Raw genomic sequence first — 23374 nt, forward strand, 5'->3', positions numbered from 1 at the left:
TCGATAGCCCTTGCGCGTGAACCGTTCTTCGTCTTCTCTACTCAGCATCCAGGCGCTGCGGGGTTTCGCTGCGCTGTATGTCGTGGTGTACCACTCCGGGCTCGCCCTGGCCCATGCCGACATCCCTGCGCTTGCGTGGCTGACGTCGCATGTGATCAAGCGCGGGCATGTCGGTGTGGACGTGTTCTTCGTCATCAGCGGCTTCATCATTGCGTGGGTTGCCGTCCTTGGCCCCAAGGGGCCCGAACCGGCCGACGAATTTCTCGTCAAGCGGGCGTTCCGCCTGGCGCCGCCCTACTGGCTGATGTCGGTGCTGCATTCGACGTGGCTCAATCCCGTCTCGTCGGGCGTATTGCTCACTTCGCTGGCGTTTTTGCCGCAGGCCAATGTGGATGCGCCGTACTTCGGCTATCCGGCGCTGTATGTCGGCTGGTCGCTCAACTACGAAGTGTTTTTCTACGCGTTGTGCGCGGTGGGATTGGCGCTGTTCGGACAGCGTGCGCTTGGGCTGGTGGCGTTGGCGCTGTTCACGACAACGATCATCGTGCCGTTCTGGCACAACGGCGTCGTGCAGCGCAACCCGGAAGCGTTGTACGACTGGGCCACGCCATTGCAGGCCATGGCAGCCAACCCGCTGGTGCTGGAGTTCCTGTTGGGCGCCGGGCTGGCATGGCTATATGCGGCACATCGGCATCGCCTGACACCGGCCGTTGCGCGTGTCCTGATGGCGATTGGCGTGGCAACGTTCGTGATGTCGGTCGTCGGACCGGTCCCGAAATTCGATCTGCTCGCGCGGGGCTTGCCCGCCGGCGCGTTGTTGATCGGCATGGTGGCCATGGAGCACTGCGGCGAGCTTCGCGTGCCGCGCGTCGCCGTCTGGCTGGGCGAGTTGTCGTATGCGCTGTACCTCGTGCACCCGAGCGTGATTGAAGCCACGCACCGCGTGGTGGGCCGGCTCGCGCCGGAGTGGCTCGGCACGCAGTTGATGCTGTTTGCCCTCAACCTCGCGCTCACGCTGGCGCTGGCCGTGCTGCTGCATCGCTATGTCGAACTGCCATCCATCGCCCTCGGCCGGCGCGCCATCGACTGGATGCGCAACCGCCGGCGGGCCTTGCGGACCCGCCTCGGGCCGCAAAAGCCCTGAGCGGCGCATAACGTTTCCGGTTTTTATTCGTTCGTTGCGCGACGAGCATCTCGGACAATGGCTGCTTCAGAAACAATCTGTCGCGTGCCATGTCCGCCCCTTCTTCCTCGTTCCGCCGATCCGTCTTCGCTTCCGTCGCGTTGGCAGCGGCCGCCGCGTTCAGTGCAACAGCGGCACATGCTGATGCCACGCTCGACAAGATCCAGCAGCGCAAGAAGCTTGTCGTGGGCGTGGTGCTGTCGGGCGGGCCATTCGGCTCCATCGACCCCGTCACACAGCGCGGTACGGGCTTCAACATCGACCTCGCACAGGCACTCGGGCGCGGGCTTGGCGTGGAAGTGGAGACGGTGCAGGTGCAACCTTCCAACCGCGTGCAATTTCTGCAGCAGGGGCGTGTTGACGTCCTGGTTGCGGCGATGGAGTTGAACCCCGAGCGCGCAGACTTGCTCGCCCACGTGCCGACACCGTACTACCGCGTGGGCGGCGTGGCGTTGGTCCCGAAAGACAGCCCGGTGCACCAGTGGAGCGACCTGAAAGACAAGGACGTTTGCCTTTCGCAAGGCAGCAGCTACGCCAAGCCGCTGGCCGCCGACATTGGTGCCACGCCAAAGGGGTTCAAGAGCCCGGCCGAGTCCTTGCTGGCCCTGCGCGGCAACAACTGCGCTGCTGCCGTGCACGACGCCACGCTGCTGCAGCCGCTGCCCCGCAGCAACCCCGAATGGAAGGACTACCGCATCGTCGGCCCGGACCTCATCCCTTCGCCCACGGTCATCTGGGCGCGCAAGGGCGAGAACGACACTGTGGCCGCCCTCGACCGCATCGTCCAGGGCTGGCACCGCACCGGCTGGCTGATCGAAACGGAGAAGAAGAACGGCATCCTGCCGCCGTCGCCCGCGCTGGTCGAATGGCATGACAAGCTGAAGGCCACGCGCGGCTGATCGAGAGGCTGCAGTTGACTGACGATCTGCTCGCACGGGCGATTGCGCTGGTCCGCCACACCGGCCTCGACTACGGCTTTCTGGCCGAGGCGTACGAGCGCAATGCGCTGCTGCAAGGCGCGAAAGTTTCGCTGCTGGTGATGCTGAGCACCGTGGTGCTGAGCCTCGTCTTTGGTGTGGGGCTCGCGCGGCTGCTGGTGTCGCCGCACAAGCGCGTGAGATGGCTGGCGCAGGGCTTTATCGAACTGACGCGCAACACGCCCACGCTCGTGCAGTTGTGCTGCGCGTTTCTCGTCGTCAACACGCTGATCACGCAAACGCTGGCGCGGTGGCAGTTGACCAATCCGCTCACGCCGTTCTTCTGGGCGGTGACGTTGCTCTCGCTACACAAGGCGGCGTTTCATGCGGAAGCCCTGCGTGCCGGCATTGAAGCCGTGCCGCCCGCCATGCTGGAAGCCGCAACTTCGCTCGGCTTCAGCGCACGCGAGCGCCTGTGGCGCGTACAACTGCCGCTCGCACTTCGCGCGGCATGGCCCTCGCTGATGAACAACACCGTCGAGCTGGTAAAGGCATCGTCGCTGGCATCCGCCATTGCGGTGGGCGACCTCACGTATAGCGCGCTGATGATCTGGACACAGCGCGACAACGTGCTCGAATGCATGGTGCTGTTGCTGCTGTTCTACGGCGTGGTGACCTATGCCGTGCATGCGCTGGGCGTATGGATCGAACGCCGGTTGCAGATGCCCGGTTACGGTGCCACGGGCCACGCCGCATTGGGGAGCGCCGCGCATGCCTGACACCCTTCTCGCCACGCTTCTGCATTGGTCGCCAGCTTTGCTTCGGGGGCTGGGCATCAACGTCGGCATCAGCTTGCTGGCCGTCGGGCTCGGCACCTTGGTGGGGCTGGCGATCGGCGCACTGCATTTGTCGTCGGTGCGCGGGCTAAGGCAGCTCGCCAGCGGCTATGTCGTTGCGTTTCGCAATGCACCGTGGCTTGTACTGGTTTACGGCATTGCATACGCGGTGCCCTTCGAAATTGTCGTGCGTGGCCACGTGATCCCGTTTCCGGATTGGCTCAAGGTGACGTTCGCGCTGGCATTGCCGGCAAGTGCGCACGTGGCGGAAATCTTCCGTGGCGCGGTGCAGTCGATCCCGCATACGCAGTGGGAAGCCGCAGCGTCGCTGGCGTTTACACGGCGCGACATCCTCTGGCGCATCGTGCTGCCGCAGTGCGTACGGCGCATGCTGCCTTCGTGGATGAACCTGTACGCCGTCATCACCATGGGCACGGCACTGGCGTCGCTGGTGGGCGTGCACGATCTGCTCGACACCGCCCAGATCGCCAGCAACACGGTCAATCGCACGCCGTTTACGGTGCTGACCTACTTCACCGTGCTCGCCCTGTTCTTCGTTTACTGCTACCCGATTTCGCGCCTGACCCGGCGCATGGAGCGCGCGCATGTCGCTGCCTGATCTTCTTCCTCTCGATGCATCTACGCCGGTTGCCCCACCGCTTGTCTCACTCCGCGACGTGCATCTGAGTTTCGGCATCACGCCGGTGCTGTCGGGCATCGACCTCGACGTGCAGCGTGGCCAGGCCGTGTCGATCATCGGGCCGTCGGGCTCGGGCAAGTCGACGCTGCTGCGCTGCATCAGCGGCTTGCTTCGGCCGCAGCGCGGCAGCATCACCGTGGGCGGCATCCGCGTCGACCAGCTCAACACCGAAGAAGACACCATTGCCCTGCGCAAGCGCATCGGCTTTGTGTTCCAGCAATACAACCTGTTTCCGCACCTGAGCGTGCTCGACAACCTGGTCGCCGCACCCGTGCGCGTGCTGGGCAAAGCGCGGTCGGAGGCTGAAGCCACCGCGCATGCGCTGCTCAAGAAAGTGGGCCTGGCAGACAAGGCGCGCGCATACCCGGGGCAGCTGTCCGGCGGGCAGCAACAGCGCGTGGCCATTGCCCGCGCGCTGGCCATGGAACCGGAACTGATCCTGTTCGATGAAGTGACGTCCGCGCTCGATCCGGAAACGGTTGGGGAAGTGCTCAACGTCATCGGCGAATTGGTCGACGATGGCCTGACCTGCGTGCTGGTCACGCATGAAATGGCCTTCGCGCGGGCGATCAGCGACGAGGTGGTATTCACCGAACACGGTGTCGTGGTGGAACGCGGCTCGGCAGAACAGGTTTTCTCCTCCCCGACGAGCGACCGCACGCGTGCATTCCTATCGCGCGCGCTATCGGGTCATGCAGGTGCGCGGCCGACCGCGCATGCACCATGGCACGCTGCCTTCGCCAGCGCGACGTTTGCCGTCTGATGTTTGACCTGTGACCTTCAACCGCCAATCGCGTGCAGCGCGACCACGGGCGCGTGCTGCAGCGCCTGCTCCAGATCGGCAATGAGGTCATCTGCATCTTCCAGGCCGACATGCAGACGCAGCACGGCACCGGCTTGATCCCATTGCGCGTGGTCCGTCAGCCTTTCGGGCGCAACCACGGTGACGAGGCTTTCGTACCCGCCCCACGAGGCGCCAATCGCAAACAACCGCAACGCATCGGCGACCCGTTCTGCGGCGTGCTGATCCGCGCCTTCCAGCACGAATGAAACGAGCCCGTTGGCGCCCGAGAAATCCCGCTGCCACAGCGCGTAACCCGGGTCACCCGGCAATGCCGGATAAAACACGCGCCCCACACCCGGCTGCGCCTGCAGCCACTGCGCCACGCGCGTGGCATTGCGCTGGTGCTGGGCCATGCGCACCGGCAACGTGCGCACGCCGCGCAGCGCCAGATAAGCATCATCGGCGCCGATCGTGAGGCCGAGCACATCGTGTGCGGCGGCAATACGCGCGGCCACGGCATCGGTGCGGGCAATGACGGCGCCCAGCATCACATCGGAATGCCCGGCCACGTACTTGGTGGCGGCCAGGATTGAAATGTCTGCCCCTGCATCGAGCGGCCGGAAGAGAATGCCAGACGCCCAGGTGTTGTCTGTGGCCAGCGCGATGCCGTGCCGTTGCGCTACTCGGGCGATGGCACACAAGTCATAGATTTCATAGAGCAGCGACCCCGGCGATTCCGTATAGATGAGCCGCGTGTGCGGCCGGATAGCCGCTTCGAGCTGCCCGTCGCGCGGGTCCACATAGGTCAGTTCAATGCCCAGGCGTTGCAGCAGACCGGTGTCGAGCCGGCGCACGGGCGCATACACGCTGTCTGTCACGACCACGTGGTCGCCGGGTGACAACAGCGCCAGGAACGTCAGCGAAATCGCCGACAAGCCAGACGGCACAAGGAACGCGCGCACGCCGCCCTCAAGGGCCAGCAGCGCATCTTCCAGCGCGCGATGCGTTTGTGAACCGTGGCGGCCGTAGCTGGCGATGTTCTCGCCGGCCTTGCGGCGCGCGTGGACGTCATGCTGCGCGGCGGTGCTGGCATGGCGGACGGTGCTGGTGCGCTCCACCGGCACGTTGACCGGCGCAGTGCCCTCCACAAACCGCGGGCTGCCTGCGTGGACGAGGCGTGTTGCAAGAGAACCCGAGGCATCCGGCGCGTTGGAATGAGCGTCGATGGAAGAGCGTGTCATGCAGGCCTCGCGCGTTTCTGAAGGGGCCCATGTTAGGCACGCTACCCCGCGCCCGAGAACGAACCGATGCGTCTAACCATATGCAGGATGCTGCGTTGGTCGTGCGCTGCCGGCGCCCTACACTGGGTGCTTCACCTATCTGCTTTGAGCTGCCATGAGCCTCGCCCAGCAACGCGACCACGCCGTCCGCCAGACCCTCGTCGCCATCCGCGCCATTGCCGCGCAAGATGGCATTACGCAGGCATCGCTTGCGCGCATTGCCGATCGCCTGCATGAACTTGCCGCGCAGGAAGCGCTGTTCCCGCTGGACGCTTTCCCGCCGCCCGCTGCGGGCGATGCCGATGCCTCCAGCCGTTACCTGCTGCACGTGGAGCCCGACCAGACCTTCGCGCTGTACCTGAACTCCATCAACCCGGGCAAGACCACGCCGCCGCACAACCACACCACGTGGGCCGTCATCGTGGCGCTCGAAGGCGAAGAGTTGAACCGCGTCTACACACGCACCGACGACGGCCGCGACCCCGAGCGCGCCACACTGGCCCTGTCGCGCGAAGTCGTGGTACAGCCCGGCACGCCCATCACGTTCCTCGACGACGACATCCACAGCATCCACGTGCTGGGCAACGCACCCACCCGCCATTTCCACCTGTATGGCCGAGCGCTGGAAACCCTGACGGGGCGCGTCGGCTATGACCTGGCCACGGGCCGGGTGCTCAACTACAACCACAACTACATGAGCGCGACCAAGCAAGCCGCTTGATCGCCCGCTTCAGGCTGTCACGCTGAACATCACCGCCTGGATCCTGCCTTCGACCGGCCCTACGCCGAACCGGGCAGTCAACGCATCGGTACACACGTCGGTGGCGTCGGCCAGTGCATTGCCACCGATCGCCTCCAGCTCGGCGCGCACCGGCGTGCCTTGGCAATAGGCGGTGGCGACGGTGCGCGCGGTGTCTGTCCGGCTGCGTGCGGAGACAACGTCGTACGTGACCTCTGCGGTGAAGCCGCCCGCGCGGGCGTCGGCCTGAATTGGCGCCGGATCGTAATGACCATGCGGCGTGCGCGCGAGAAACATCGGCGGGTTTTCGGGAAAGCGTTTCGCCAGTGCCTTCGTCACCGCATTCGCAAAATCGTTGTTCTCGATCCGGTCCCACACGCTGAAGAGCAGCTTGCCGCCCGGCGTCAGCACACGTCGCGCTTCGGCAAAGGCCTTGGGCCGGTCCGGAAAGAACATCACGCCAAACTGGCAGATCACCAAATCGAAACTGCCGTCGGCAAACGGAAGTTGCTGCGCATCCGCCGGCTGCCACGTGACAGGCCGGCATGTGCCCACGGCAGCCGCACGCTCTAGCATTGGGGGGTTCAGGTCGGTCGCCACAATCTCGGTGGTGGCCGGCAGTGCTTCCGCCAACGCGCGCGTCACCGCGCCGGTACCGGCGGCGACCTCCAGCACGCGCTGCGGCTGGCATGCCGCCGCCCGCGCGGCCATGTCCTGCGCATACGGTGCGAAGATCAGTGGCACCAGCAGCGTGTCGTACAGCTCGGGAATGGAACCCGAGAAAACCTGATCGGTGCCATGTGCGCTCATCATTCACCACCTTTGCCCGTGAAAGGGTCGGGCATGAATGGTTATAGTCCGGAACCGCACAGCAAGCACTCCGCCAAGTCGACTAGACGACGAGCTTGCCCAGGCACGAACGTGCCAGCACATTACGCGCGCTTTCGCCCGGCCGCGCCCGCTTGACGCGGCATGCGGCCCAACGCCGGCTTCAGGACCGGCGCATGGTGGCCGAGAAAATCCCACAGCCGGTTGGCGACCGGACCATGCGGCTGATCGCGCCTGCGCGCGACCACCAGCTCCTGCACCATGCCGGGAAAATGGCGCCCCGCAATCGACAGCAACGTCCGCTCGCGCAGCTCCGTCTCGATCAGGAAACGCGGCAGATGCCCCCATGCCATGCCGTGGAGGATCAGCTCTTTCTTCATCAATTGGTCAGGCACGGCGCACTGCGGCGCACCGTCGATGACGTAATGGGATTGCTCAGGCGGGTTCCGCGCGGAATCGTTGATGACGCACTGCATGAAGCGCTGCATCTGCTGAGGCGTGATGGCCGACGTGATGGCGAACGGCAAAAACCCCGGCGCCACCACCGGCACCATGGCGATCTTGCCCAAGCCGATCCACTCCATGCGCACGTCGCCTTTCGGCACGCGGTGGACGATCAGGTCCGCATCGTCTTCCAGCAAGCGCTCCCACGGCCCGGTGACGGCTTCGAACTGCAATTGCAGCCGCGTTTGCGGACACTGGCCGAAAAATTGACTCAGCAGTGCCAGCACGGGCTGCAGCGGACACAGGTCACCCAGCACCACGCGCAACTCGGCCTCCTCGCCCATCGCGAGCTGTTTTGCGTGCGTCCGCAGTTCATCGCTCTCACGCAGCAACGACTGCACCTTGCGGTGGAACGATCGCCCCGCTTCCGTCAAGCGCACGCGATAACCGCTGCGGTCCAGCAGGTTTAGACCCAACTGTCCTTCCAGCTTGGCGACCGCCGCAAACACAGACGGATGCGAGCGATGCAACCGCTCGGCCGCCGCCTGGAAACTGCCACCGGTGACCACCGCATCGAAGCACTGCAGCTCATGAAGCGTGAAGTTCTGCATTGTCTGCAAAACCTACAAAGTTCGTCAAAACTTCATAGTATCCGCCAACCGCGTCGGCTTCTAGGATGACGGCATCCCAATCATTTCCCCCGTCTTTCCCAGGAGCTCAACATGACCACCCGCAACGACCTCTCCTTCATCACCGCCGGTGACGGTACGCGCCTCGCCTATCGCTTTGACGGCACCGCCGGCAAGCCCGTCCTGCTGCTGTCCAATTCCATCGGCACCGACCTGCACATGTGGGACGTGACCGTGCCGCGCCTGGCCGAACACTTTCACGTGCTGCGCTACGACGCGCGCGGCCACGGCGCTTCGGATGCACCAGCCGGCGCCTATTCGATCGATCGGCTCGGTCGTGACGTGGTCGAACTGCTCGATGCGCTGGGCATCCAGCGCGTGCATATGCTGGGGCTGTCGCTCGGCGGCATCGTGGCGCAGTGGCTGGCGATCCATGTGCCGGAACGCATCGACCGGTTGACCCTCTCCAATACGGCCGCGCACATCGGCCCGACGCAGTATTTCGATCAGGCCATCGCCGAGCTTCAGCAAGCGCCCGACATGCAGGCAACAACGGAGACGTTTCTACGCAACTGGTTTCCGGCGCGCATGCTGGAGGCCAATGACCCGGCCGTTGCGCCGTTCCGCCGCACGCTGCTGGCAACGCCGCGCGAGGGCATCATCGGCAGCTGGGCAGCCGTGCGCGATGCCGACCTGCGCCGCACGATCACGCTGATCACGCATCCGACGCTCGTCATTGCCGGCCGGCACGACACCGTGACGTCTGCCCGCCATGGCGAGGAGATTGCCGCTGCCATTCCGGGCGCGCAATTGCGCCTCCTCGATACCGTGCATCTCGCCAACGTGGAGCTGCCGGACGCGTTTGTCGAAGCCGTGCTGGATTTCCTGGGCGTGCTCGAAACCGTCTGACGCCTCGACGCAGCATCGACACACCGCGACGCAGCCGGTTAACATGGCGGCCATCCAACCGATGTGCCGCCCGCCATGTCCCGCGTCAAGAACGAAGACGAATTCGAGTTGCGCCGCGAAAGCGTGCTCGACACCGCCGCCGAAGCCTTTGCGGCCGACAGCTACCCGAGCGTGTCGATGAACCAGCTTGCCGCTGCGTGCGGCGGCTCGAAATCGCGCCTGTATCACTACTACGAAGGCAAGGAAGCCATCCTCTTCGACCTGCTCGACCGCTACACGCGCCGGCTGGCCGATCTGGTAGAACGCGCCGAGAGCGACGCGCGCCACGCCAAGCTCTCGGCACGCGCCACGCTGCATCTGCTGATCCGCACGTTCCTGGCCGAATACGCCACGTCGCGCACGCGGCATGTGGCCTTGCTCAATGATGTGAAATACCTGGCGCCGGAGCAGCGCGACATCGTGCTCGCGCGTGAACGCGACGTGGTGGCCGCGGTGGGCCGACAGCTCGGGGCGGCTTATCCGAGCAAGGTGGACGAGGCCAACCGCACGCCCATCACGATGATGCTGTTCGGCATGATGAACTGGACCTTCACCTGGCTCAAACCCGACGGGCCGCTTTCGTATGAAGGCTATGCGGAAATGGTGATCGACATGCTGGAGAACGGGCTGGGCGGGCTCGGGGGGCTGAGCGGCCCGGACGACAAGAAGGGCTGACGTTCAGCGCTCGTCGTAGCTGACCACCACGCGCTGCGTGAGCGGCCTCGCCTGGCAGGTCAGCACAAACCCCTGCTGGATCTCCCAGTCTTCCAGCGTGAAGTTCTTCTCCATCTCCACACGGCCTTCCAGCACCTTGGCGCGGCACGTGCAGCACACGCCGCCCTTGCACGCATAGGGCAGATCCAGCCCCGCACTCAGCGCACTGTCCAGCACCTTGGCGTCACCCGCCATCGGCACCTCGTGCGATTTGCCGTCGAGTACAACGGTCAGCGCCACATCGCCCGCGACGGCGGCATGCTTGCGTGGTTTGGCCGCTGCCGTCGCATCGCCCACCGGTACGCCAAAGCGTTCGGCATGCACGCGCTCGCGCGGCACACCGCGCTCAAGCAGCGCGGCTTCCACGGCATCGATCATCGTCGACGGGCCGCAGATGAAAGCGGCATCGATATCGTCCGGCGGAATCAGCGCATCCAGAAACGCATGCACCTTCGCGCCGTCGAGCCGGCCGTTGAACAGCGCAATCTCCTGCGCCTGGCGCGACAGCACGTGATACAGCGCGAAGCGATCGAGATAGCGGTCCTTCAGGTCTTCGAGTGCCTCGCCAAAGATGATGCTGTCGACGCTGCGATTGCCGTAGACCAGCGTGAAGCGGCTCTGCGGCTCCGCAGCCAGCGTCGTCTTGATGAGCGACAGGATCGGCGTGATGCCGCTGCCGGCCGCGAAGGCGACGTAGTGGCGCGCGCTTTCGGCCGCGAGCGGCACGTAGAAGCGGCCATCCGGCGGCAGCACATCGAGCGTCTGGCCCACGCGGATGCGATCGTGCAAGTGGTTGGAGAAGACTCCCGCATCGACGCGCTTGACCGCGACACGCAACTCGCCGTGCGCGTCGTAGTCCTGCACGGCGCAGCAGATCGAATACGAACGCCGCAGTTCTTCATGTCCAGGCAATTGGCCCGGCGGCACGCGCAGCGTCAGGAACTGCCCCTGGGTAAAGCGGTACGCATCGCGCAGGTCATTCGGCACGTCAAAGCGCACGGAAATCGTATCGGCCGTCTCGCCGCGCACTTCGGCAACACGCAAGGGGTGGAATTGCGGGGTCATGGCGGTCGTGCCCGGTGGGCTCAGTAAGGCTTGAAGTAGTCGAACGGCTCGCGGCACGCGCGGCAGCGGTACAGCGCTTTGCAGGCAGTGGAGCCGAAGGCGGAAATGAGCGCCGTATCGTGCGACCCGCATTGCGGGCAGGCAATCTGCTCGGCCTGCGCGGGACGCGTGAGACGAATCGGGCGCACCCCGCCCTCGTCCGCCACCTGCGCCGGCGGGGCAATGCCAAAGTCGCGCAGCTTGCGCCGCCCTTCAGCGGTAATCCAATCCGTCGTCCATGCCGGCGACAGCACCGAACGCACGCGATACGCACCCACGTCCGCTGCCTGCAACGCCCGGCTCACGTCATCGGAAATCTGCTCCATGGCGGGGCAGCCGGAATACGTGGGCGTGATCGTCGCGACCAGTGTGCCGGCCTCGTCGAGCTGGAGATTGCGCAGGATGCCCAGTTCGGCAATCGTCACCACGGGAATCTCCGGGTCGGTGACGGCCTCCAGCGCGATGCGCGCGCGATGCAATCGCTCGCTTACCACGATGCCCCCGGGAACTGGCGCGCCAATCCCTGCATCTCGGCCAGCAGGTAGCCCATATGCTCGGAATGCACGCCGTGCTTGCCGGTGCTGACATAGGGACCGGGCTCGGGCCAGCGCAGCGTGGCCTCGTCCAGCGCGTCACGCACCGTCGCCTCCCATGCGTCGCGCAGGTCTGCCGGACGCACGCCGATGCCGGCTTCGGCCGCTGCCGCTTCAAGGTCGTCTGTGGCAAAAAATTCGTTCGTGTACGGCATCAGCCAGTCGAGCGCGGCCTGCGCACGTGCATGCGATTCGTCGGTGCCATCACCGAAGCGCACCAGCCAGTCGCGCGTATGGGCGAGGTGGTAACGCATCTCCTTCACGGATTTGGCGGCAATGGCGGCCAGCTCGGTGTCGGTCGAACGCGTCAACGCTTCCCACAGCGGCACCATCAACGCGGCGTACAGGAAGTGGCGGACGATGGTGACGGCGTAGTCGCGCGTCGCCGCGGATGTCGCGACCAGCGGCCCGGCATGGGGCAGCTCGAGCAGCGTGTAGTTGCGGAAAGCCGGCTCGGCGCGCCAGTAGGCGTAGTCGTCTTCCGTGCGCGGTGTGCCGGTGATCTCGCCTTCGATCTGCCCCGCGTGCGTGTAGAGCAATCGCGCCTGGCCGATCAGATCAAGACTGAGATTGGACAGCGCGATGTCTTCTTCCAGCACGGGGCCGTGGCCGGTCCATTCCGCGTTGCGCTGCCCAAGGATCAGCGCGTTGTCAGCCAGGCGAAGGATGTATTGCAGATGCGCGTCGGAAGTCATCACCGCGGCTCACATGTGGTTGACTTCATCGGGCAGCCGATAGAACGTCGGGTGGCGATAGATCTTGTCGGCCATCGGGTCGAAGAGCATCGGCTTGTCGTCAGGTTCGCTCGCGGTGATGGCGGCCGAGGGCACCACCCAGATGGAGACGCCTTCCTGCCGGCGCGTGTAGACATCGCGCGCCATCTGCAGCGCCTGCTTGGCGTCCACGGCGTGCAGGCTGCCGCAATGCTTGTGCTCCAGGCCCTGCTTGCTGCGGATGAACACTTCCCACAGCGGCCATTCGTGTTGATGCATGGCGGGCTCCTTCCGGTTCAGGCAGCTTGTTGATTGGCGGCGGCGCGTTCGGCCTGCTTGCGTGCGTAGGCGAGCGCGGCTTCGCGCACCCACTCGCCTTCTTCGTGTGCGCGCTTGCGGGTGGCAAGGCGCTCGCGGTTGCACGGGCCGTGACCATCGAGCACGCGCTTGAATTCGGACCAATCGAGCGGCGAGAAATCGTAATGGCCGCGCGCTTCGTTCCACGTAAGGCCGGGGTCGGGCAGCGTCACGCCGAGCACGCGCGCCTGCTCGACCGTGGCATCGACAAAACGCTGCCGCAGATCGTCGTTCGAAATGCGCTTGATGCCCCAGGCCATGGTCTGCGCGCTGTTGGGCGATGCGGTGTCGGGCGGCCCGAACATCATCAGCACCGGAAACCACCAGCGGTTGACGGCTTCCTGCACCATGTCGCGCTGCGCCTGCGTGCCGCCCATCATCGTCAGCAACGATTCATAGCCCTGACGCTGGTGGAACGACTCTTCCTTGCAGATGCGGATCATGGCGCGCGCATACGGGCCGTATGAGCAACGGCACAGCGGCACCTGGTTCATGATGGCCGCGCCATCGACCAGCCAGCCGATCACGCCCACGTCTGCCCAGGAGAGCGTCGGGTAATTGAAGATCGACGAATACTTCGCGCGGCCTTCGTGCAGGGCGTCGATCATCTCGTCGCGTGAGCTGCCGAGTGTTTCTGCGGCGGAATAGAGATAGAGGCCGTGGCCCGCTTCGTCCTGCACCTTGGCCAGGAGGATGGCCTTGCGCTTGAGCGACGGCGCGCGGCTGATCCAGTTGCCCTCGGGCAGCATGCCGACCACCTCGGAATGCGCGTGCTGCGAAATCTGCCGCAGCAACGTCTTGCGGTACGGCGCCGGCATCCAGTCCTGCGGCTCGATCTTGTGGTCGGCCCCGATGCGCGCATCGAAGCGCGCCTGCAAATCGGCTTCGCCTTGAGAGGCGGCGGCCAGTTCCTGCTCCGTGGGCAGACCGCCGGGTTGGTCGAGGCTTTGGGTGTACATGCGATCCTCCGGCCGCTGGCGCGGCATGTGCACGGCACGTCATGCGCATCGTGTTTTGGGTGGATCGATTATAAACCGTCCGACCGGTCGGTCAATAACGGTTTTCACCGCAGGTCTCGTGTGAGACATGCGGTGCGCTCCCTTCCGCGGGTTCCTTCTCTGTGACTTAAATTGGCGCTGCCGACGAGGCTTCGCCCTGCCCGGCCCCTTGCGTGCGCGTGCGCACAAACACGCCCGCCAGCACCGAACCCAGCACGGCGGCAACTGCCCCCAGCAGAAACGCGAGGTGATAGCCACCATTGAGTGCCGTCGTGGCGTCGGCTCCTGCCGCAGCGAGACCTTCGGTGCGCGCGGCAGCCAGACTTGCCAGGATGGCTAGGCCCAACGCACCGCCCATCATGAACGACGTGTTGACCACGCCGGACGCCAGGCCGGATTCATCGGGCGCCACATCGCTCATGGCGGCCAGCAGCACGGGGTTGAACGCCACACCGGCGCCCAAGCCCAACAAAAGCATGCCGGGCAGCACGTCGAGCACAAAGCTGCCGCCGGCGGGCGCGCGTGCAAACAACACCAGCCCAATGCCCGCCACCAGCAAACCCACCGACAGCGGCGCGCGAATGCCGAAGCGCATCACCAGCTTGGCCGACAACCCCAGCGAGAACACCGCCATGATGATGTTGGCGGGCAGGAAGGCCAGCCCCACCTGCATCGCGCTGTAGTCGAGCACGCGCTGCATGTACAGCGCCGAGATGAAGAACCACGCAAACATCGCCGCCGCCCACAGCACGCCGACCACGTTTGCCGTGGCGACGTTGCGCAGCGCGAACATACGCAGCGGCATCAGCGGATGCGACACACGCGATTCAATGACCAGGAACGCGATCATCAACGCAATGGCAATGCCCAGCTGCGTGAGCGTCTGCGTCGATGTCCAACCGGCTTCGTTGCCGTGCACGACGGCGTACACCGCGAGCATCAGCGATGCGGTGACGGCAATCGCGCCTGCCACGTCCAGTTTTGTGCGATCGGCCAACGGCTTGCCCACCGGCAGCAACGCCACGCAGGCGGCGTACACCGCCACGCCAATCGGCAGATTGACCAGGAAGATCCAGTGCCAGCTCAACGTGCTCGTCAGGAGGCCACCGAGCAACACCCCGATGCTGCCGCCGCCCGCACAGACAAAGCCGTAGATGCCCATTGCCTTGGCGCGGTCCGCCGGCGAGGTGAACAGATTCATGATCAGCGACAGCGACACCGCCGACACCACCGCGCCGCCCAGCCCCTGCACGGCGCGCGCCGTAATCAGCAGCCCTTGCGAATTCGCCAGCCCGCATGCGGCCGATGCCAGCGTGAACAGCGTCAGCCCCAGCAGGAACAGCTTGCGATGCCCGAACAGATCACCCAATCGCCCGCCGAGCAACAGACAGCCGCCAAACGTGAGCATGTAGGCGTTGACCACCCATACGAGCGAGGTTTCGGTAAAGCCCAGGTCTGCCTGGATGGACGGCAGCGCAACGTTCACGATGGTCGTATCCAGCACGATCATCAGCACGCCCAGGCAGAGCACGATGAGGGCAAGCCAGCGCTTGCGTTCGTCGATGCCATGCGTCATGGAATCACTCCTATGCTTGGCCGCCGTGCCTGAATGTCGCTCAGGATTGCGCAGCCGATTTGGGGTTGGCGAGACCGGCTTCAACGTCCTTGCCGGTTATCGCATCCGTACAGAAAAAGGCCCGTCAGCTTGAAAATGTGCCCGGCACAGCGGTCATCGCGACAACGATGCAATCGCAATGATCTTCAGCATGAAGAGCGCTCCGACGGATGAGGGCAGCAGGTGAAAAGGACACATTTGCACGGGCCATGCAAAGGGTCGCGGCCAGAACAGCCGGTCGTCACCAAGGGGGTGGTTTCGTTGATATTGGTAAAGCCCCGGTGATCGCGCAGTCTAGCACCGGACCGCCGCCGTGAGCCAAGACAGACCGCCTACGATTTTGCGTAGAACGGCCACCGGGCGGCGGCCGTCCGCACACGCCGTGCAGTTACATCGGCTTGGGTGCGATGACCATCCAGGTGATGCCAAAGCGATCGGTCACCATGCCGAATGCGTTGGCGAAAAACGTTTCGGACATCGGCATCGTGACTTGGCCACCTTCGCCGAGTGCCTTGAAGGTGCGCTCCGCAGTGGCGTTGTCAGCCACGTTCACGGACAACCCGAAACCCTTGAAATCCGTCTTGCCGGCGGCCATACCGTCGGACGCCAGAATCTGCGTTTCTCCGACGCGGAATGCAGCATGCATGACCTTATCGAGCGGAGGCGCCACGCCGCCGCATTGCTCGGCCGTGGGCTGCGCATCCTTGGGCGCATCCTTGTAGCGCATCACGACATCGACCTTGGCGCTGAGCGTTTTCTTGTAGAACTCCAGCGCTTCTTCACAACGACCTTCGAAGAACAGATACGGTTGAACTAGCATCACAACTCCTTGGGGTGGACTTGGGGGACTGCAAAGCCGCGCGTTGCGCCACGCGGTCGGGGAAAAAACTCGATCAGCTGCACGCAGGTTCGGGCACCGGCATCGGCACCGAGGCATGCTCGTGTACGACTTGCCAACGGCCATCGCGCTTGCGAAAACACACGGTGGCGCGCGTCTGTGCATCGTGCTTTGCGCCGTCGCGGTAGCGCGCGCGCAACCGATTCACGCTGAAGCAATAGGCCAGATCGCCACTCACCTCAAGGTGCAATTCGGTGAACTGGAAATCGGCCTGACCTTCCAGCGCGTCGAACCAGCTTTGCCAGTTGCGGCGGTATGCATCGACACCTTTGACGAACAGCGGCGGCATCACGTCGAACACGACAACATCGGGCGCGTAATGCCGCATGACGGCGTCGACATCCTTGGCGCGGACGGCGGCGGCCCATGCGTTGGTCAACGTGCGGAGTTCCGCTGCATCGTCCGCTGCGGCTGTGGCTAGGGTCATGTCGGTCTCCGAAAGGTCTGTCGCAATAAACGCTTGGAAATTTGCGAAGCAGCGCCTAGGGTTCAATTGTGAACACTGTCCACAAACGATAGCAGACATAATGGACGGTGTCCACATAGAACTTGCGGAGACGCATTGCATGACCCAGGAACCACCCCGACCGCCCGTGCGGAGCACGTATCGCCATGGCGACTTGCGACGTGCGCTGCTCGACGCCGGCATTGAACTGGCGCGCGCCGGCGGGCCCGACGCCATCGTGCTGCGCGAAGCTACGCGCCGCGCTGGCGTGGTGCCGAACGCCGCCTACCGGCACTTCGCGGGGCGACAGGACTTGCTGCAAGCTGTGCGGGCAGAGGCGTTGGCCGCGTTGGCGCGCGCCATGGAGGCCGAGTTGGACGCCATCGACCCGACGTGGCCCGAGGATGTGCGCGCACGTGCGTCGCTGCGCGCCATCGGCGTGGGTTATCTGCGGTTTGCGCAGATGGAGACCGGCCTCTTCCGTACGGCCTTTGCTGTGCCCGACGAAGTGGAAAACGATGCGGACCCGGCCAAAGCCGGCAATAGCGGCCTGAACCCGTTCCAGTTATTGGGCCTGGCGCTGGACCGCATGACCGCTGCCGGCGTGTTGCCGCCCGAACGTCGCCCGGGTGCCGAATACCTCGCATGGTCGGCGGTGCACGGGCTGGCGCTGCTCATCATCGATGGGCCGCTGCGCGGGCGCCCGCCGGAGCAAACCGGCGCCATTGCCTTGCGCGTGGTGGAAATGGTGGAGAACGGCCTGTAGAGACGACTGAACCGGTGCGTCAATGGAATATGGCTTGCGCTCGAAGTGTTTACCATCAAGGCAAAAGCCACCCACCGGAGAACCACCATGCAGATGCGACTTGGCACATGGATCAGCGCCGCCGCGCTGGTGTTGAGCGCGTGCGCGTCGCTCACGCCGATCCAGACGGGGCAGAAGATGATCGGCCAGCCCGAAAGCGCCGTGCGCGAGACCTTCGGCGCGCCCACCGAGACGTATCAACTGGCAAACGGCACGCACCGCTGGATCTACTCCAAGCAGCCGATGGGCCACGAAGTCTATGCCGCCGACTTTGATGCAAGCGGCAAGCTCACCAACTATCGGCAGATGCTGACGGAAAAGGAAATCTACGAGGCGCGCCCTGGTGTGTGGACCAAACGCGATGTGCTCGAGCGCTTCGGCACACCAAAGGAGCCGACGCAGTACTACCCGCTGATGAAGCGGGAGGCGTGGTCATATCGGATGTACGTGCTCGGGTATCAGCAGGCGCACTTCAACGCCCTCTTCGACGACAATGGCGTGCTCGATCGCACCATGATCGTCGTCGACCCGCTCGGCGGGGACCACCAGAGCCGCAAGTAATCCAGAGACAGCGCCCGGCGGCGCATTGCACGCCGCGCGGGTTTCGATGCTGGCGCCGCGCTTAACCCAGCGCAGAAGCGATGGCCTGCGCGAGTTCGTTGGCTTCGAACTTGGCGACGTAGCCATTGGCGCCAACGCGGCGCACGTGGTCTTCATTGGCCGAGCCCGACAGCGACGAGTGGATCACCACCGGAATCGACTGGAACGCCGGCTCGGTCTTGATCTTGCGCGTGAGCGTGAAGCCGTCCATCTCGGGCATTTCCAGATCGGTCAGCACCAGCGCGATCTTGTCACGCACCGTCTTGCCTTCGCGGGCGGCATCGCGCGCGATGTTCTGCAGCGTATCCCACGCTTCCTGGCCGCTCTTGGTCATCACGTATGGGGTGCCCATCGCCTCCAGACCGTTTGCGATCAGCGATCGCGCGAGGCCCGAGTCATCCGCCACAAGCAGCTTTGCGCCCGGCGGCAGCTTGATCGGCCGCTCGTCATTGTCCGGCGCCAGATCGGTGCGGCGGGTCGGGAACACATCCACCAGGATCTGCTCGACGTCGATCACCTGCGCCAGGCGCGAGTTGTCTGCATTGCCATCCAGGCGCGCCAGGCTCGTGATATTGCTGCTGCCCACGCTCGCCTCGGCCGGGAAGATCTGGCTCCACTCCAGGCGCACGATCTCGTCCACTTCCTCCACCGCAAAGCCTTGGGTCGAGCGCGCGTATTCGGTAATCAGGAGGATGTTGGCATTGCCGTTCTTGGTGCCGATCACGCTGGCAAGGTCGATCACGGGAATGATCTGGCCGCGCACATTGACCGCACCCAGGATATGGGCGCCGGCATCCGCCACATGCGTCACAGGCGGCATGACCATGATCTCGCGCACCTTGAAGACGTTAATGCCGAACATTTCGCGCTGATTGGAACGCGCAGATTCGCCCAGGCGGAACAGCAACAGCTCAAAGCGGTTGTTGTTCGTCAGATTGGTCCGTTCATCGACTTCGTGCTGCGACATTGTCTTCCCCCGTTCAAGCACACGTTATGTGGCGGTAAACGGCACGGCCTTTGGCAACTTGAAGGCGTTTTGCGAATGTGAACGCCGCGCCCTTCCAGCGTGGGGAAACAAAAGCCTAGGCAACCTTTACGTGCGCGACGAGGAAATCCAGAAACGCCCGAACACGCGCGGGCAGATGCGCGCCCTGCCCAACGTAGACGGCATGGATGTCTTCGGTCTCGCCGGGGTTGTAATCCTCCAGCACGGGGACGAGGCGGCCGGCCTCCAGATCGGCACGCACCTGAAACTCCGCCAAGCGCGCCAAACCCAGGCCCGCGACCGCCACGGCGCGCAACGCTTCGCCATCGCTGATCTGGGCGTTGCCGTGCGGGGTGAATTCGGTGCGGCGACCGCGCTTGATAAAAGGCCAGGCGTTTGCGGCGCGCACGTAGCTGAACGTCAGGCAGTTGTGGCCCTCCAAATCAGCCGGCGTGCGCGGCGTGCCGGCGCGCGCCAGATAGGCCGGCGAGGCCACCACCATCAACCGCGTCTGTCCCAGCTTGCGCGCCACCAGCCGGGAACTCTTCAGCGGTCCGCTGCGCAGTGCAACATCGGTGCGGTCTTCCAGCAGATCGACCACACGATCCGTGAGCGCAATGTCGAGCGACACTTCCGGGTGACACGCCAGAAACGCCGGCACGATCGGCAGCAGCAAATGCGTGCCGACCGGCACATTCGAATTGATGCGCAATCGCCCTGAAGGCTGCGCCCCGGCAGAAGCCTCACGCTCGGCCTCGTCCAGATCGGCCAGCACCGTCACGCTGCGCTCATAGAAGGCCGTGCCCTCCGGCGTGAGCTGGAAGCGCCGCGTGGAGCGGTTCACTAGCCGCGCGCCCAGCCGGCCTTCCAACCGTGCCACCAGCTTGCTCACCGCCGACGGCGTCATCCGGCACGCCCGCGCCGCCGCCGAGAAACCGCCTTCTTCCACCACCCGCACGAAGACTTCCATCTCGCCAAAACGATTGACATCGAGCCGCGCCATTGTGATTTCAATTCATAGATGTTGTGCTTATCGGCAGTCTATCGCACAGATCGGACCCCTTTCATACTGGTAGCCATTGCTGATTCGAGGCTCCATCCAACACCAACATGACTACACAGGACAAAGTCGCGCTCGTCGTGGGCGCGCAGGGCGTGATCGGCCGCAACCTGATCGAACACCTCGCCACATTGGACGACTGGCGCATCGTGGGCCTGTCGCGTCGCGGCGGTGAATCGACACAGCGCGTCCGGCACATCGCCGTCGACCTGCTCGACGCGGCCGCCACGCGCATCAAGCTCGGCGCGCTGGGCAACGTCACCCATATCTTCTACGCCGCATACCAAGACCGTCCGAGCTGGGCCGAGCTGGTGCCGCCCAACCTCGCCATGCTGACCAACGTGGTCGACGCCATCGAAGCCGCATCGCCCAACCTCGCGCACATCAGCCTGATGCAGGGCTACAAGGTCTACGGCGGTCACCTTGGGCCATTCAAAACGCCGGCGCGCGAAACCGATGCGCACTTCATGCCGCCTGAATTCATGTTCGATCAGCAGACCTTCCTGGAAGCGCGCCAGCAGGGCAAAGCGTGGACGTGGTCGGCCATCCGCCCGTCGGTGGTGGGCGGCTTCGCGCTGGGCAACCCGATGAACCTTGCCGTGGCCATCGCCGTGTATGCGTCGATCTCGAAAGAGCTGGGCTTGCCGCTGCGGTTTCCCGGCAAACCCGGCGCGTACGACCACCTGCTGGAAATGACCGACGCCGACCTGCTTGCCCGCGCCACCGTGTGGGCCGCCACCGACCCGCGCTGCGCCAACCAGGCCTTCAACATCAACAACGGCGACCTGTTCCGCTGGAGCGAAATGTGGCCCCGGATCGCGCGGTACTTTGACCTGGAAGTCGCCCCGCCGCTGCCGTTGTCGCTCGACACCGTCATGGCCGACAAGGCGCCGCTCTGGCAGAGCATGATCGCCAGGCACGGTCTGGCAGACACGCCCTACCGCGATGTGTCTTCGTGGCGCTTTGCCGACTTCGTCTTCTCGTGGGATTACGACATGTTCGGCGACGGCTCCAAGGCACGCCGCTTCGGCTTTCACGAATACGTGGAGACGGAAGCGATGTTCATGCGCATCTTCGACGACTTGCGCAAGCGCAGGATCATTCCGGGGTAGAGCATCCGGATGCCCCCACGATGAGGACGCCCTGGCCGATCCGGCTAGGGGGATGTCCCGACTCGGGTTTCCTCAGGATGGGTCGATATAGTGAAGGCGGGACGGTAGCTCATGGGTCGAGCGGCGACGGTTTACCGACGCAGGCAGGCAGGTTCAAATCCTGTACGTCCCACCATCTCATGATTTATTGAGGAACAACAAAACTCAATAATCGCAGTATTACAAGGCTTTGCGGGCGATTGTCGTCTGCTGTCGTGCATTGCCATTCGTTGGCAGCGCGACAACTCTGGGGGCAACATTGGGGGCAACTTTGGTCCCCGAAAATGAGTTGCCCCCAAATGTCACTAACTGATATCGCGATCCGAAACGCCAGGCCGGCCGACAAACTGCAACGCCTGTTCGACGGCAACGGACTCTACCTAGAAGTGTCGCCGTCCGGCGGCAAATGGTGGCGCCTCAAATATCGGATCGACGGGAAAGAAAAGCGCTTGTCGATCGGCGTCTACCCAGACGTCGGCCTCCGCGATGCACGCGAAAAGAGCTGGACGCTGCGCAAGCAAATTTCTGCCGGCATCGATCCCGCTCTCACACGCAAGACCATCAAGATCATGGCTCGCAGTGCTGCCCAAAATACGTTTGAGGCAGTGGCACGCGAGTGGCATCTCAAGTTTCTGCCGAGCTGGAACGCGAAGCATGCGGAGAACGTTCTGAGCAGGCTTGAACGCTTCGTATTCCCCATTATTGGCAAACGCCCGATTGCCCAGATCGAGCCGCCGGAAATCCTACATGTGCTCCAACGCATCGAAGCGCGCGGCACGGTAGAGACGGCTCACCGCGTCAAAGGCGCCGTTGGCCAGGTCATGCGGTATGCAGTGCTAACGGCGCGAGCCAAACGCGATCCCACCGCAGACCTCCGGGGTGCATTGGCGCCGGCGCCGATCAGCCACTTCGCGGCCGTTACCAACAAAGACGAGATCGGCCAACTGCTCCGCGCGATACGCGGCTACACCGGCAGCTTCGCGGTGCTTTGCGCACTGCGCTTTTCGCCCCTGGTGTTTCAGCGGCCTGGGGAAGTCCGCGAGGCCGAATGGGAGGAGTTCGACCTCGACGGTGCCACGTGGGAGATCCCCGCAGAGCGGATGAAGGGCCGCAAGGCGCAGAAGGCAGCGCGGGCCGACCATATTGTCCCGCTGTCACGTCAGGCCGTCGAACTGCTCCAGGAGCTGCACCGCCTCACGGGCCACGGCCGATATCTTTTCCCCTCGATCCGCACGTCGACGCGTCCGATGAGCATCAACTCCCTCACTGGAGCCCTGCGCCGTCTCGGCTACGACGGGCAAACCATGACCGTGCACGGCTTCCGTGCGATGGCCAGAACCCTGCTCGACGAAGAGCTGGGAATCCCCGTGGCCGTCATCGAGGCGCAGCTCGCGCACAAGGTTCGAGATCCACTGGGGCGGGCATACAACCGGACGACGTTTCTCCCTCAACGCAAGGAAATGATGCAGCGCTGGGCGGACTACTTGGATGAGCTCGAAGCGGCCCGTCCAGCGGCAAGGTAGGCGCCGCACAGATTTTCAGGACGCCATCGGGAAAAGGTAATCTCGGTAATCCCTCACACCGTTTCGGCCGCAAACCTTTGTGGGACAAGACTTCCCAGGTCATCGAACAAAGGTAATTTCTTGGTAACCTATAGGTAATCTCATTACCTTTGTAGAGAGTCACCTCTCGCGTTGCGTAGGCCTATAAGAATCAAGGACTTACGAGGGGATTACCTTTTCGATTACTCAACATTACCTTGTAGGGGTAATCCGAAAAGTGGTGTTAGATCAAATAGATACGTTGCTTTTTGGGGCGGGATTACGGAAATTACCTTTTTCCGTTGCCGCTCCGTATTCACGAGCACAAGCTGGTAGAGGGAAAACATGGATGCTCTCTTTTCAGGGCGCAAAAATAGAAATCGGGTCGAGGGCAGCTGCAAGCGCCCGGCAACGTACCCGGCGAGGGTGATTTAGGGGCGATCATGGGGGGGGGGGGGGGGGGGGGGGGGGGGCAAAAAAACAAAAAAAAAAATAAAAAAAAAAAAA

At 64.0% G+C, this 23374-nt stretch carries 25 protein-coding genes; 12 read left to right on the forward strand and 13 right to left on the reverse strand.

What is annotated here, in order from left to right:
- Positions 1-16: 16 nt before the first annotated feature.
- From R2669_RS23795 to R2669_RS23815, 5 genes are all read left to right on the forward strand, one after another.
- Positions 17-1144 (forward strand): acyltransferase family protein, encoded by a 1128-nt coding sequence (locus R2669_RS23795; RefSeq protein ID WP_316902324.1) that lies wholly within the window; start codon positions 17-19, stop codon positions 1142-1144.
- 89 nt (positions 1145-1233) lie between these two features.
- The gene (locus R2669_RS23800) at positions 1234-2082 is read left to right on the forward strand and encodes a transporter substrate-binding domain-containing protein (RefSeq protein ID WP_316902326.1); all 849 of its coding nucleotides are present in this window, start codon (positions 1234-1236) and stop codon (positions 2080-2082) included.
- A gap of 14 nt (positions 2083-2096) precedes the next feature.
- Positions 2097-2879 (forward strand): amino acid ABC transporter permease, encoded by a 783-nt coding sequence (locus R2669_RS23805; protein WP_316902328.1) that lies wholly within the window; start codon positions 2097-2099, stop codon positions 2877-2879.
- The gene (locus tag R2669_RS23810; RefSeq protein ID WP_316902330.1) at positions 2872-3555 is read left to right on the forward strand and encodes an amino acid ABC transporter permease; all 684 of its coding nucleotides are present in this window, start codon (positions 2872-2874) and stop codon (positions 3553-3555) included. Before R2669_RS23805 ends, R2669_RS23810 begins: the two co-directional genes overlap by 8 nt.
- The gene (locus R2669_RS23815; protein ID WP_316902332.1) at positions 3542-4399 is read left to right on the forward strand and encodes an amino acid ABC transporter ATP-binding protein; all 858 of its coding nucleotides are present in this window, start codon (positions 3542-3544) and stop codon (positions 4397-4399) included. The genes R2669_RS23810 and R2669_RS23815 overlap by 14 nt, the downstream gene beginning before the upstream one ends.
- Before the next feature lie 17 nt (positions 4400-4416).
- Here the strand turns inward: R2669_RS23815 and metC are convergent, their stop codons facing one another.
- Entirely contained in the window at positions 4417-5661 is a 1245-nt protein-coding gene (gene metC / locus R2669_RS23820; RefSeq protein ID WP_316902333.1) for a cystathionine beta-lyase, read from the reverse strand.
- A 154-nt stretch (positions 5662-5815) separates the two neighbouring features.
- On the opposite strand from metC, the gene R2669_RS23825 reads away from it, so the two are divergent.
- Positions 5816-6421 (forward strand): cysteine dioxygenase family protein, encoded by a 606-nt coding sequence (locus R2669_RS23825; protein WP_316890835.1) that lies wholly within the window; start codon positions 5816-5818, stop codon positions 6419-6421.
- Positions 6422-6430: 9 nt separating this feature from the next.
- On the opposite strand, the gene R2669_RS23830 is transcribed toward R2669_RS23825, so the two are convergent.
- Together R2669_RS23830 and R2669_RS23835 are read right to left on the reverse strand one after the other, a co-directional pair.
- Positions 6431-7249, reverse strand: coding sequence for a class I SAM-dependent methyltransferase (locus R2669_RS23830; protein WP_316890977.1), 819 nt, complete (start codon positions 7247-7249; stop codon positions 6431-6433).
- A gap of 122 nt (positions 7250-7371) precedes the next feature.
- A complete protein-coding gene (locus R2669_RS23835) occupies positions 7372-8322 on the reverse strand; it encodes a LysR family transcriptional regulator (RefSeq protein WP_316890834.1) in 951 nt (316 codons plus the stop codon).
- A gap of 111 nt (positions 8323-8433) precedes the next feature.
- Here R2669_RS23835 and pcaD point away from each other — a divergent pair, with 111 nt between their 5' ends.
- Together pcaD and R2669_RS23845 are read left to right on the forward strand one after the other, a co-directional pair.
- A complete protein-coding gene (pcaD, locus tag R2669_RS23840; RefSeq protein WP_316902334.1) occupies positions 8434-9249 on the forward strand; it encodes a 3-oxoadipate enol-lactonase in 816 nt (271 codons plus the stop codon).
- A 75-nt stretch (positions 9250-9324) separates the two neighbouring features.
- Positions 9325-9963, forward strand: coding sequence for a TetR/AcrR family transcriptional regulator (locus tag R2669_RS23845; protein ID WP_316902335.1), 639 nt, complete (start codon positions 9325-9327; stop codon positions 9961-9963).
- 3 nt (positions 9964-9966) lie between these two features.
- On the opposite strand, the gene paaE is transcribed toward R2669_RS23845, so the two are convergent.
- The 8 genes from paaE to R2669_RS23885 form a co-directional block, all read right to left on the reverse strand.
- Positions 9967-11067 carry a 1,2-phenylacetyl-CoA epoxidase subunit PaaE gene (paaE, locus tag R2669_RS23850; RefSeq protein ID WP_316902337.1) on the reverse strand — a complete coding sequence of 367 codons (1101 nt, stop codon included), beginning with the start codon at positions 11065-11067 and terminating at the stop codon, positions 9967-9969.
- A 20-nt stretch (positions 11068-11087) separates the two neighbouring features.
- Complete coding sequence (gene paaD / locus R2669_RS23855) at positions 11088-11600, reverse strand: 1,2-phenylacetyl-CoA epoxidase subunit PaaD (RefSeq protein ID WP_430708839.1); 513 nt, start codon at positions 11598-11600, stop codon at positions 11088-11090.
- On the reverse strand, positions 11594-12394 hold the full coding sequence (paaC, locus tag R2669_RS23860) for a 1,2-phenylacetyl-CoA epoxidase subunit PaaC (RefSeq protein WP_147213958.1): 801 nt from the start codon (positions 12392-12394) through the stop codon (positions 11594-11596). The genes paaD and paaC overlap by 7 nt, the downstream gene beginning before the upstream one ends.
- A 9-nt stretch (positions 12395-12403) precedes the next feature.
- Positions 12404-12691, reverse strand: coding sequence for a 1,2-phenylacetyl-CoA epoxidase subunit PaaB (gene paaB / locus R2669_RS23865; RefSeq protein ID WP_004635034.1), 288 nt, complete (start codon positions 12689-12691; stop codon positions 12404-12406).
- Between the two features lie 17 nt (positions 12692-12708).
- Positions 12709-13728 (reverse strand): 1,2-phenylacetyl-CoA epoxidase subunit PaaA, encoded by a 1020-nt coding sequence (gene paaA, locus R2669_RS23870; protein WP_004635036.1) that lies wholly within the window; start codon positions 13726-13728, stop codon positions 12709-12711.
- 166 nt (positions 13729-13894) lie between these two features.
- Positions 13895-15343 carry a DHA2 family efflux MFS transporter permease subunit gene (locus tag R2669_RS23875; RefSeq protein ID WP_147213908.1) on the reverse strand — a complete coding sequence of 483 codons (1449 nt, stop codon included), beginning with the start codon at positions 15341-15343 and terminating at the stop codon, positions 13895-13897.
- A gap of 427 nt (positions 15344-15770) precedes the next feature.
- Positions 15771-16202, reverse strand: a complete 432-nt coding sequence (locus tag R2669_RS23880; RefSeq protein ID WP_147213907.1) for a VOC family protein — start codon at positions 16200-16202, stop codon at positions 15771-15773.
- A 73-nt stretch (positions 16203-16275) separates the two neighbouring features.
- Complete coding sequence (locus R2669_RS23885; RefSeq protein WP_316902340.1) at positions 16276-16707, reverse strand: YybH family protein; 432 nt, start codon at positions 16705-16707, stop codon at positions 16276-16278.
- Positions 16708-16846: 139 nt separating this feature from the next.
- Between R2669_RS23885 and R2669_RS23890 the strand changes: the two genes are divergently transcribed.
- Both R2669_RS23890 and R2669_RS23895 read left to right on the forward strand, forming a co-directional pair.
- Positions 16847-17491, forward strand: coding sequence for a TetR/AcrR family transcriptional regulator (locus R2669_RS23890; RefSeq protein WP_147213905.1), 645 nt, complete (start codon positions 16847-16849; stop codon positions 17489-17491).
- Positions 17492-17578: 87 nt separating this feature from the next.
- Positions 17579-18091 carry a hypothetical protein gene (locus tag R2669_RS23895; protein WP_147213904.1) on the forward strand — a complete coding sequence of 171 codons (513 nt, stop codon included), beginning with the start codon at positions 17579-17581 and terminating at the stop codon, positions 18089-18091.
- A gap of 61 nt (positions 18092-18152) precedes the next feature.
- Here the strand turns inward: R2669_RS23895 and R2669_RS23900 are convergent, their stop codons facing one another.
- Entirely contained in the window at positions 18153-19097 is a 945-nt protein-coding gene (locus R2669_RS23900; protein WP_092971204.1) for a chemotaxis protein, read from the reverse strand.
- 115 nt (positions 19098-19212) lie between these two features.
- A complete protein-coding gene (locus R2669_RS23905) occupies positions 19213-20118 on the reverse strand; it encodes a LysR family transcriptional regulator (RefSeq protein WP_316902343.1) in 906 nt (301 codons plus the stop codon).
- 107 nt (positions 20119-20225) lie between these two features.
- Between R2669_RS23905 and R2669_RS23910 the strand changes: the two genes are divergently transcribed.
- Positions 20226-21287, forward strand: coding sequence for an SDR family oxidoreductase (locus R2669_RS23910; protein WP_316902344.1), 1062 nt, complete (start codon positions 20226-20228; stop codon positions 21285-21287).
- A gap of 338 nt (positions 21288-21625) precedes the next feature.
- Positions 21626-22849 carry a tyrosine-type recombinase/integrase gene (locus tag R2669_RS23915; protein WP_316902345.1) on the forward strand — a complete coding sequence of 408 codons (1224 nt, stop codon included), beginning with the start codon at positions 21626-21628 and terminating at the stop codon, positions 22847-22849.
- The last annotated feature ends 525 nt before the right edge of the window (positions 22850-23374 follow it).

The sequence above is a fragment of the Ralstonia edaphi genome, from assembly GCF_958350185.1.
In the GTDB taxonomy this organism is placed as follows: Bacteria; Pseudomonadota; Gammaproteobacteria; order Burkholderiales; family Burkholderiaceae; genus Ralstonia; species Ralstonia edaphi.

Bases quoted from the DNA above. Each gene is read 5' to 3' on its own strand.
- R2669_RS23905 (WP_316902343.1), bottom strand. From the start codon at position 20,118: ATGGCGCGGCTCGATGTCAATCGTTTTGGCGAGATGGAAGTCTTCGTG.
- paaC (WP_147213958.1), bottom strand. From the start codon at position 12,394: ATGACTTCCGACGCGCATCTGCAATACATCCTTCGCCTGGCTGACAAC.
- R2669_RS23895 (WP_147213904.1), top strand. From the start codon at position 17,579: ATGCAGATGCGACTTGGCACATGGATCAGCGCCGCCGCGCTGGTGTTG.
- R2669_RS23825 (WP_316890835.1), top strand. From the start codon at position 5,816: ATGAGCCTCGCCCAGCAACGCGACCACGCCGTCCGCCAGACCCTCGTC.
- R2669_RS23915 (WP_316902345.1), top strand. From the start codon at position 21,626: ATGTCACTAACTGATATCGCGATCCGAAACGCCAGGCCGGCCGACAAA.
- R2669_RS23910 (WP_316902344.1), top strand. From the start codon at position 20,226: ATGACTACACAGGACAAAGTCGCGCTCGTCGTGGGCGCGCAGGGCGTG.
- paaA (WP_004635036.1), bottom strand. From the start codon at position 13,728: ATGTACACCCAAAGCCTCGACCAACCCGGCGGTCTGCCCACGGAGCAG.
- R2669_RS23890 (WP_147213905.1), top strand. From the start codon at position 16,847: ATGACCCAGGAACCACCCCGACCGCCCGTGCGGAGCACGTATCGCCAT.
- R2669_RS23810 (WP_316902330.1), top strand. From the start codon at position 2,872: ATGCCTGACACCCTTCTCGCCACGCTTCTGCATTGGTCGCCAGCTTTG.
- R2669_RS23815 (WP_316902332.1), top strand. From the start codon at position 3,542: ATGTCGCTGCCTGATCTTCTTCCTCTCGATGCATCTACGCCGGTTGCC.
- R2669_RS23885 (WP_316902340.1), bottom strand. From the start codon at position 16,707: ATGACCCTAGCCACAGCCGCAGCGGACGATGCAGCGGAACTCCGCACG.
- R2669_RS23830 (WP_316890977.1), bottom strand. From the start codon at position 7,249: ATGAGCGCACATGGCACCGATCAGGTTTTCTCGGGTTCCATTCCCGAG.
- metC (WP_316902333.1), bottom strand. From the start codon at position 5,661: ATGACACGCTCTTCCATCGACGCTCATTCCAACGCGCCGGATGCCTCG.
- R2669_RS23835 (WP_316890834.1), bottom strand. From the start codon at position 8,322: ATGCAGAACTTCACGCTTCATGAGCTGCAGTGCTTCGATGCGGTGGTC.
- R2669_RS23880 (WP_147213907.1), bottom strand. From the start codon at position 16,202: ATGCTAGTTCAACCGTATCTGTTCTTCGAAGGTCGTTGTGAAGAAGCG.
- paaB (WP_004635034.1), bottom strand. From the start codon at position 12,691: ATGCATCAACACGAATGGCCGCTGTGGGAAGTGTTCATCCGCAGCAAG.
- R2669_RS23800 (WP_316902326.1), top strand. From the start codon at position 1,234: ATGTCCGCCCCTTCTTCCTCGTTCCGCCGATCCGTCTTCGCTTCCGTC.
- R2669_RS23900 (WP_092971204.1), bottom strand. From the start codon at position 19,097: ATGTCGCAGCACGAAGTCGATGAACGGACCAATCTGACGAACAACAAC.
- paaE (WP_316902337.1), bottom strand. From the start codon at position 11,067: ATGACCCCGCAATTCCACCCCTTGCGTGTTGCCGAAGTGCGCGGCGAG.
- R2669_RS23845 (WP_316902335.1), top strand. From the start codon at position 9,325: ATGTCCCGCGTCAAGAACGAAGACGAATTCGAGTTGCGCCGCGAAAGC.
- pcaD (WP_316902334.1), top strand. From the start codon at position 8,434: ATGACCACCCGCAACGACCTCTCCTTCATCACCGCCGGTGACGGTACG.
- R2669_RS23875 (WP_147213908.1), bottom strand. From the start codon at position 15,343: ATGACGCATGGCATCGACGAACGCAAGCGCTGGCTTGCCCTCATCGTG.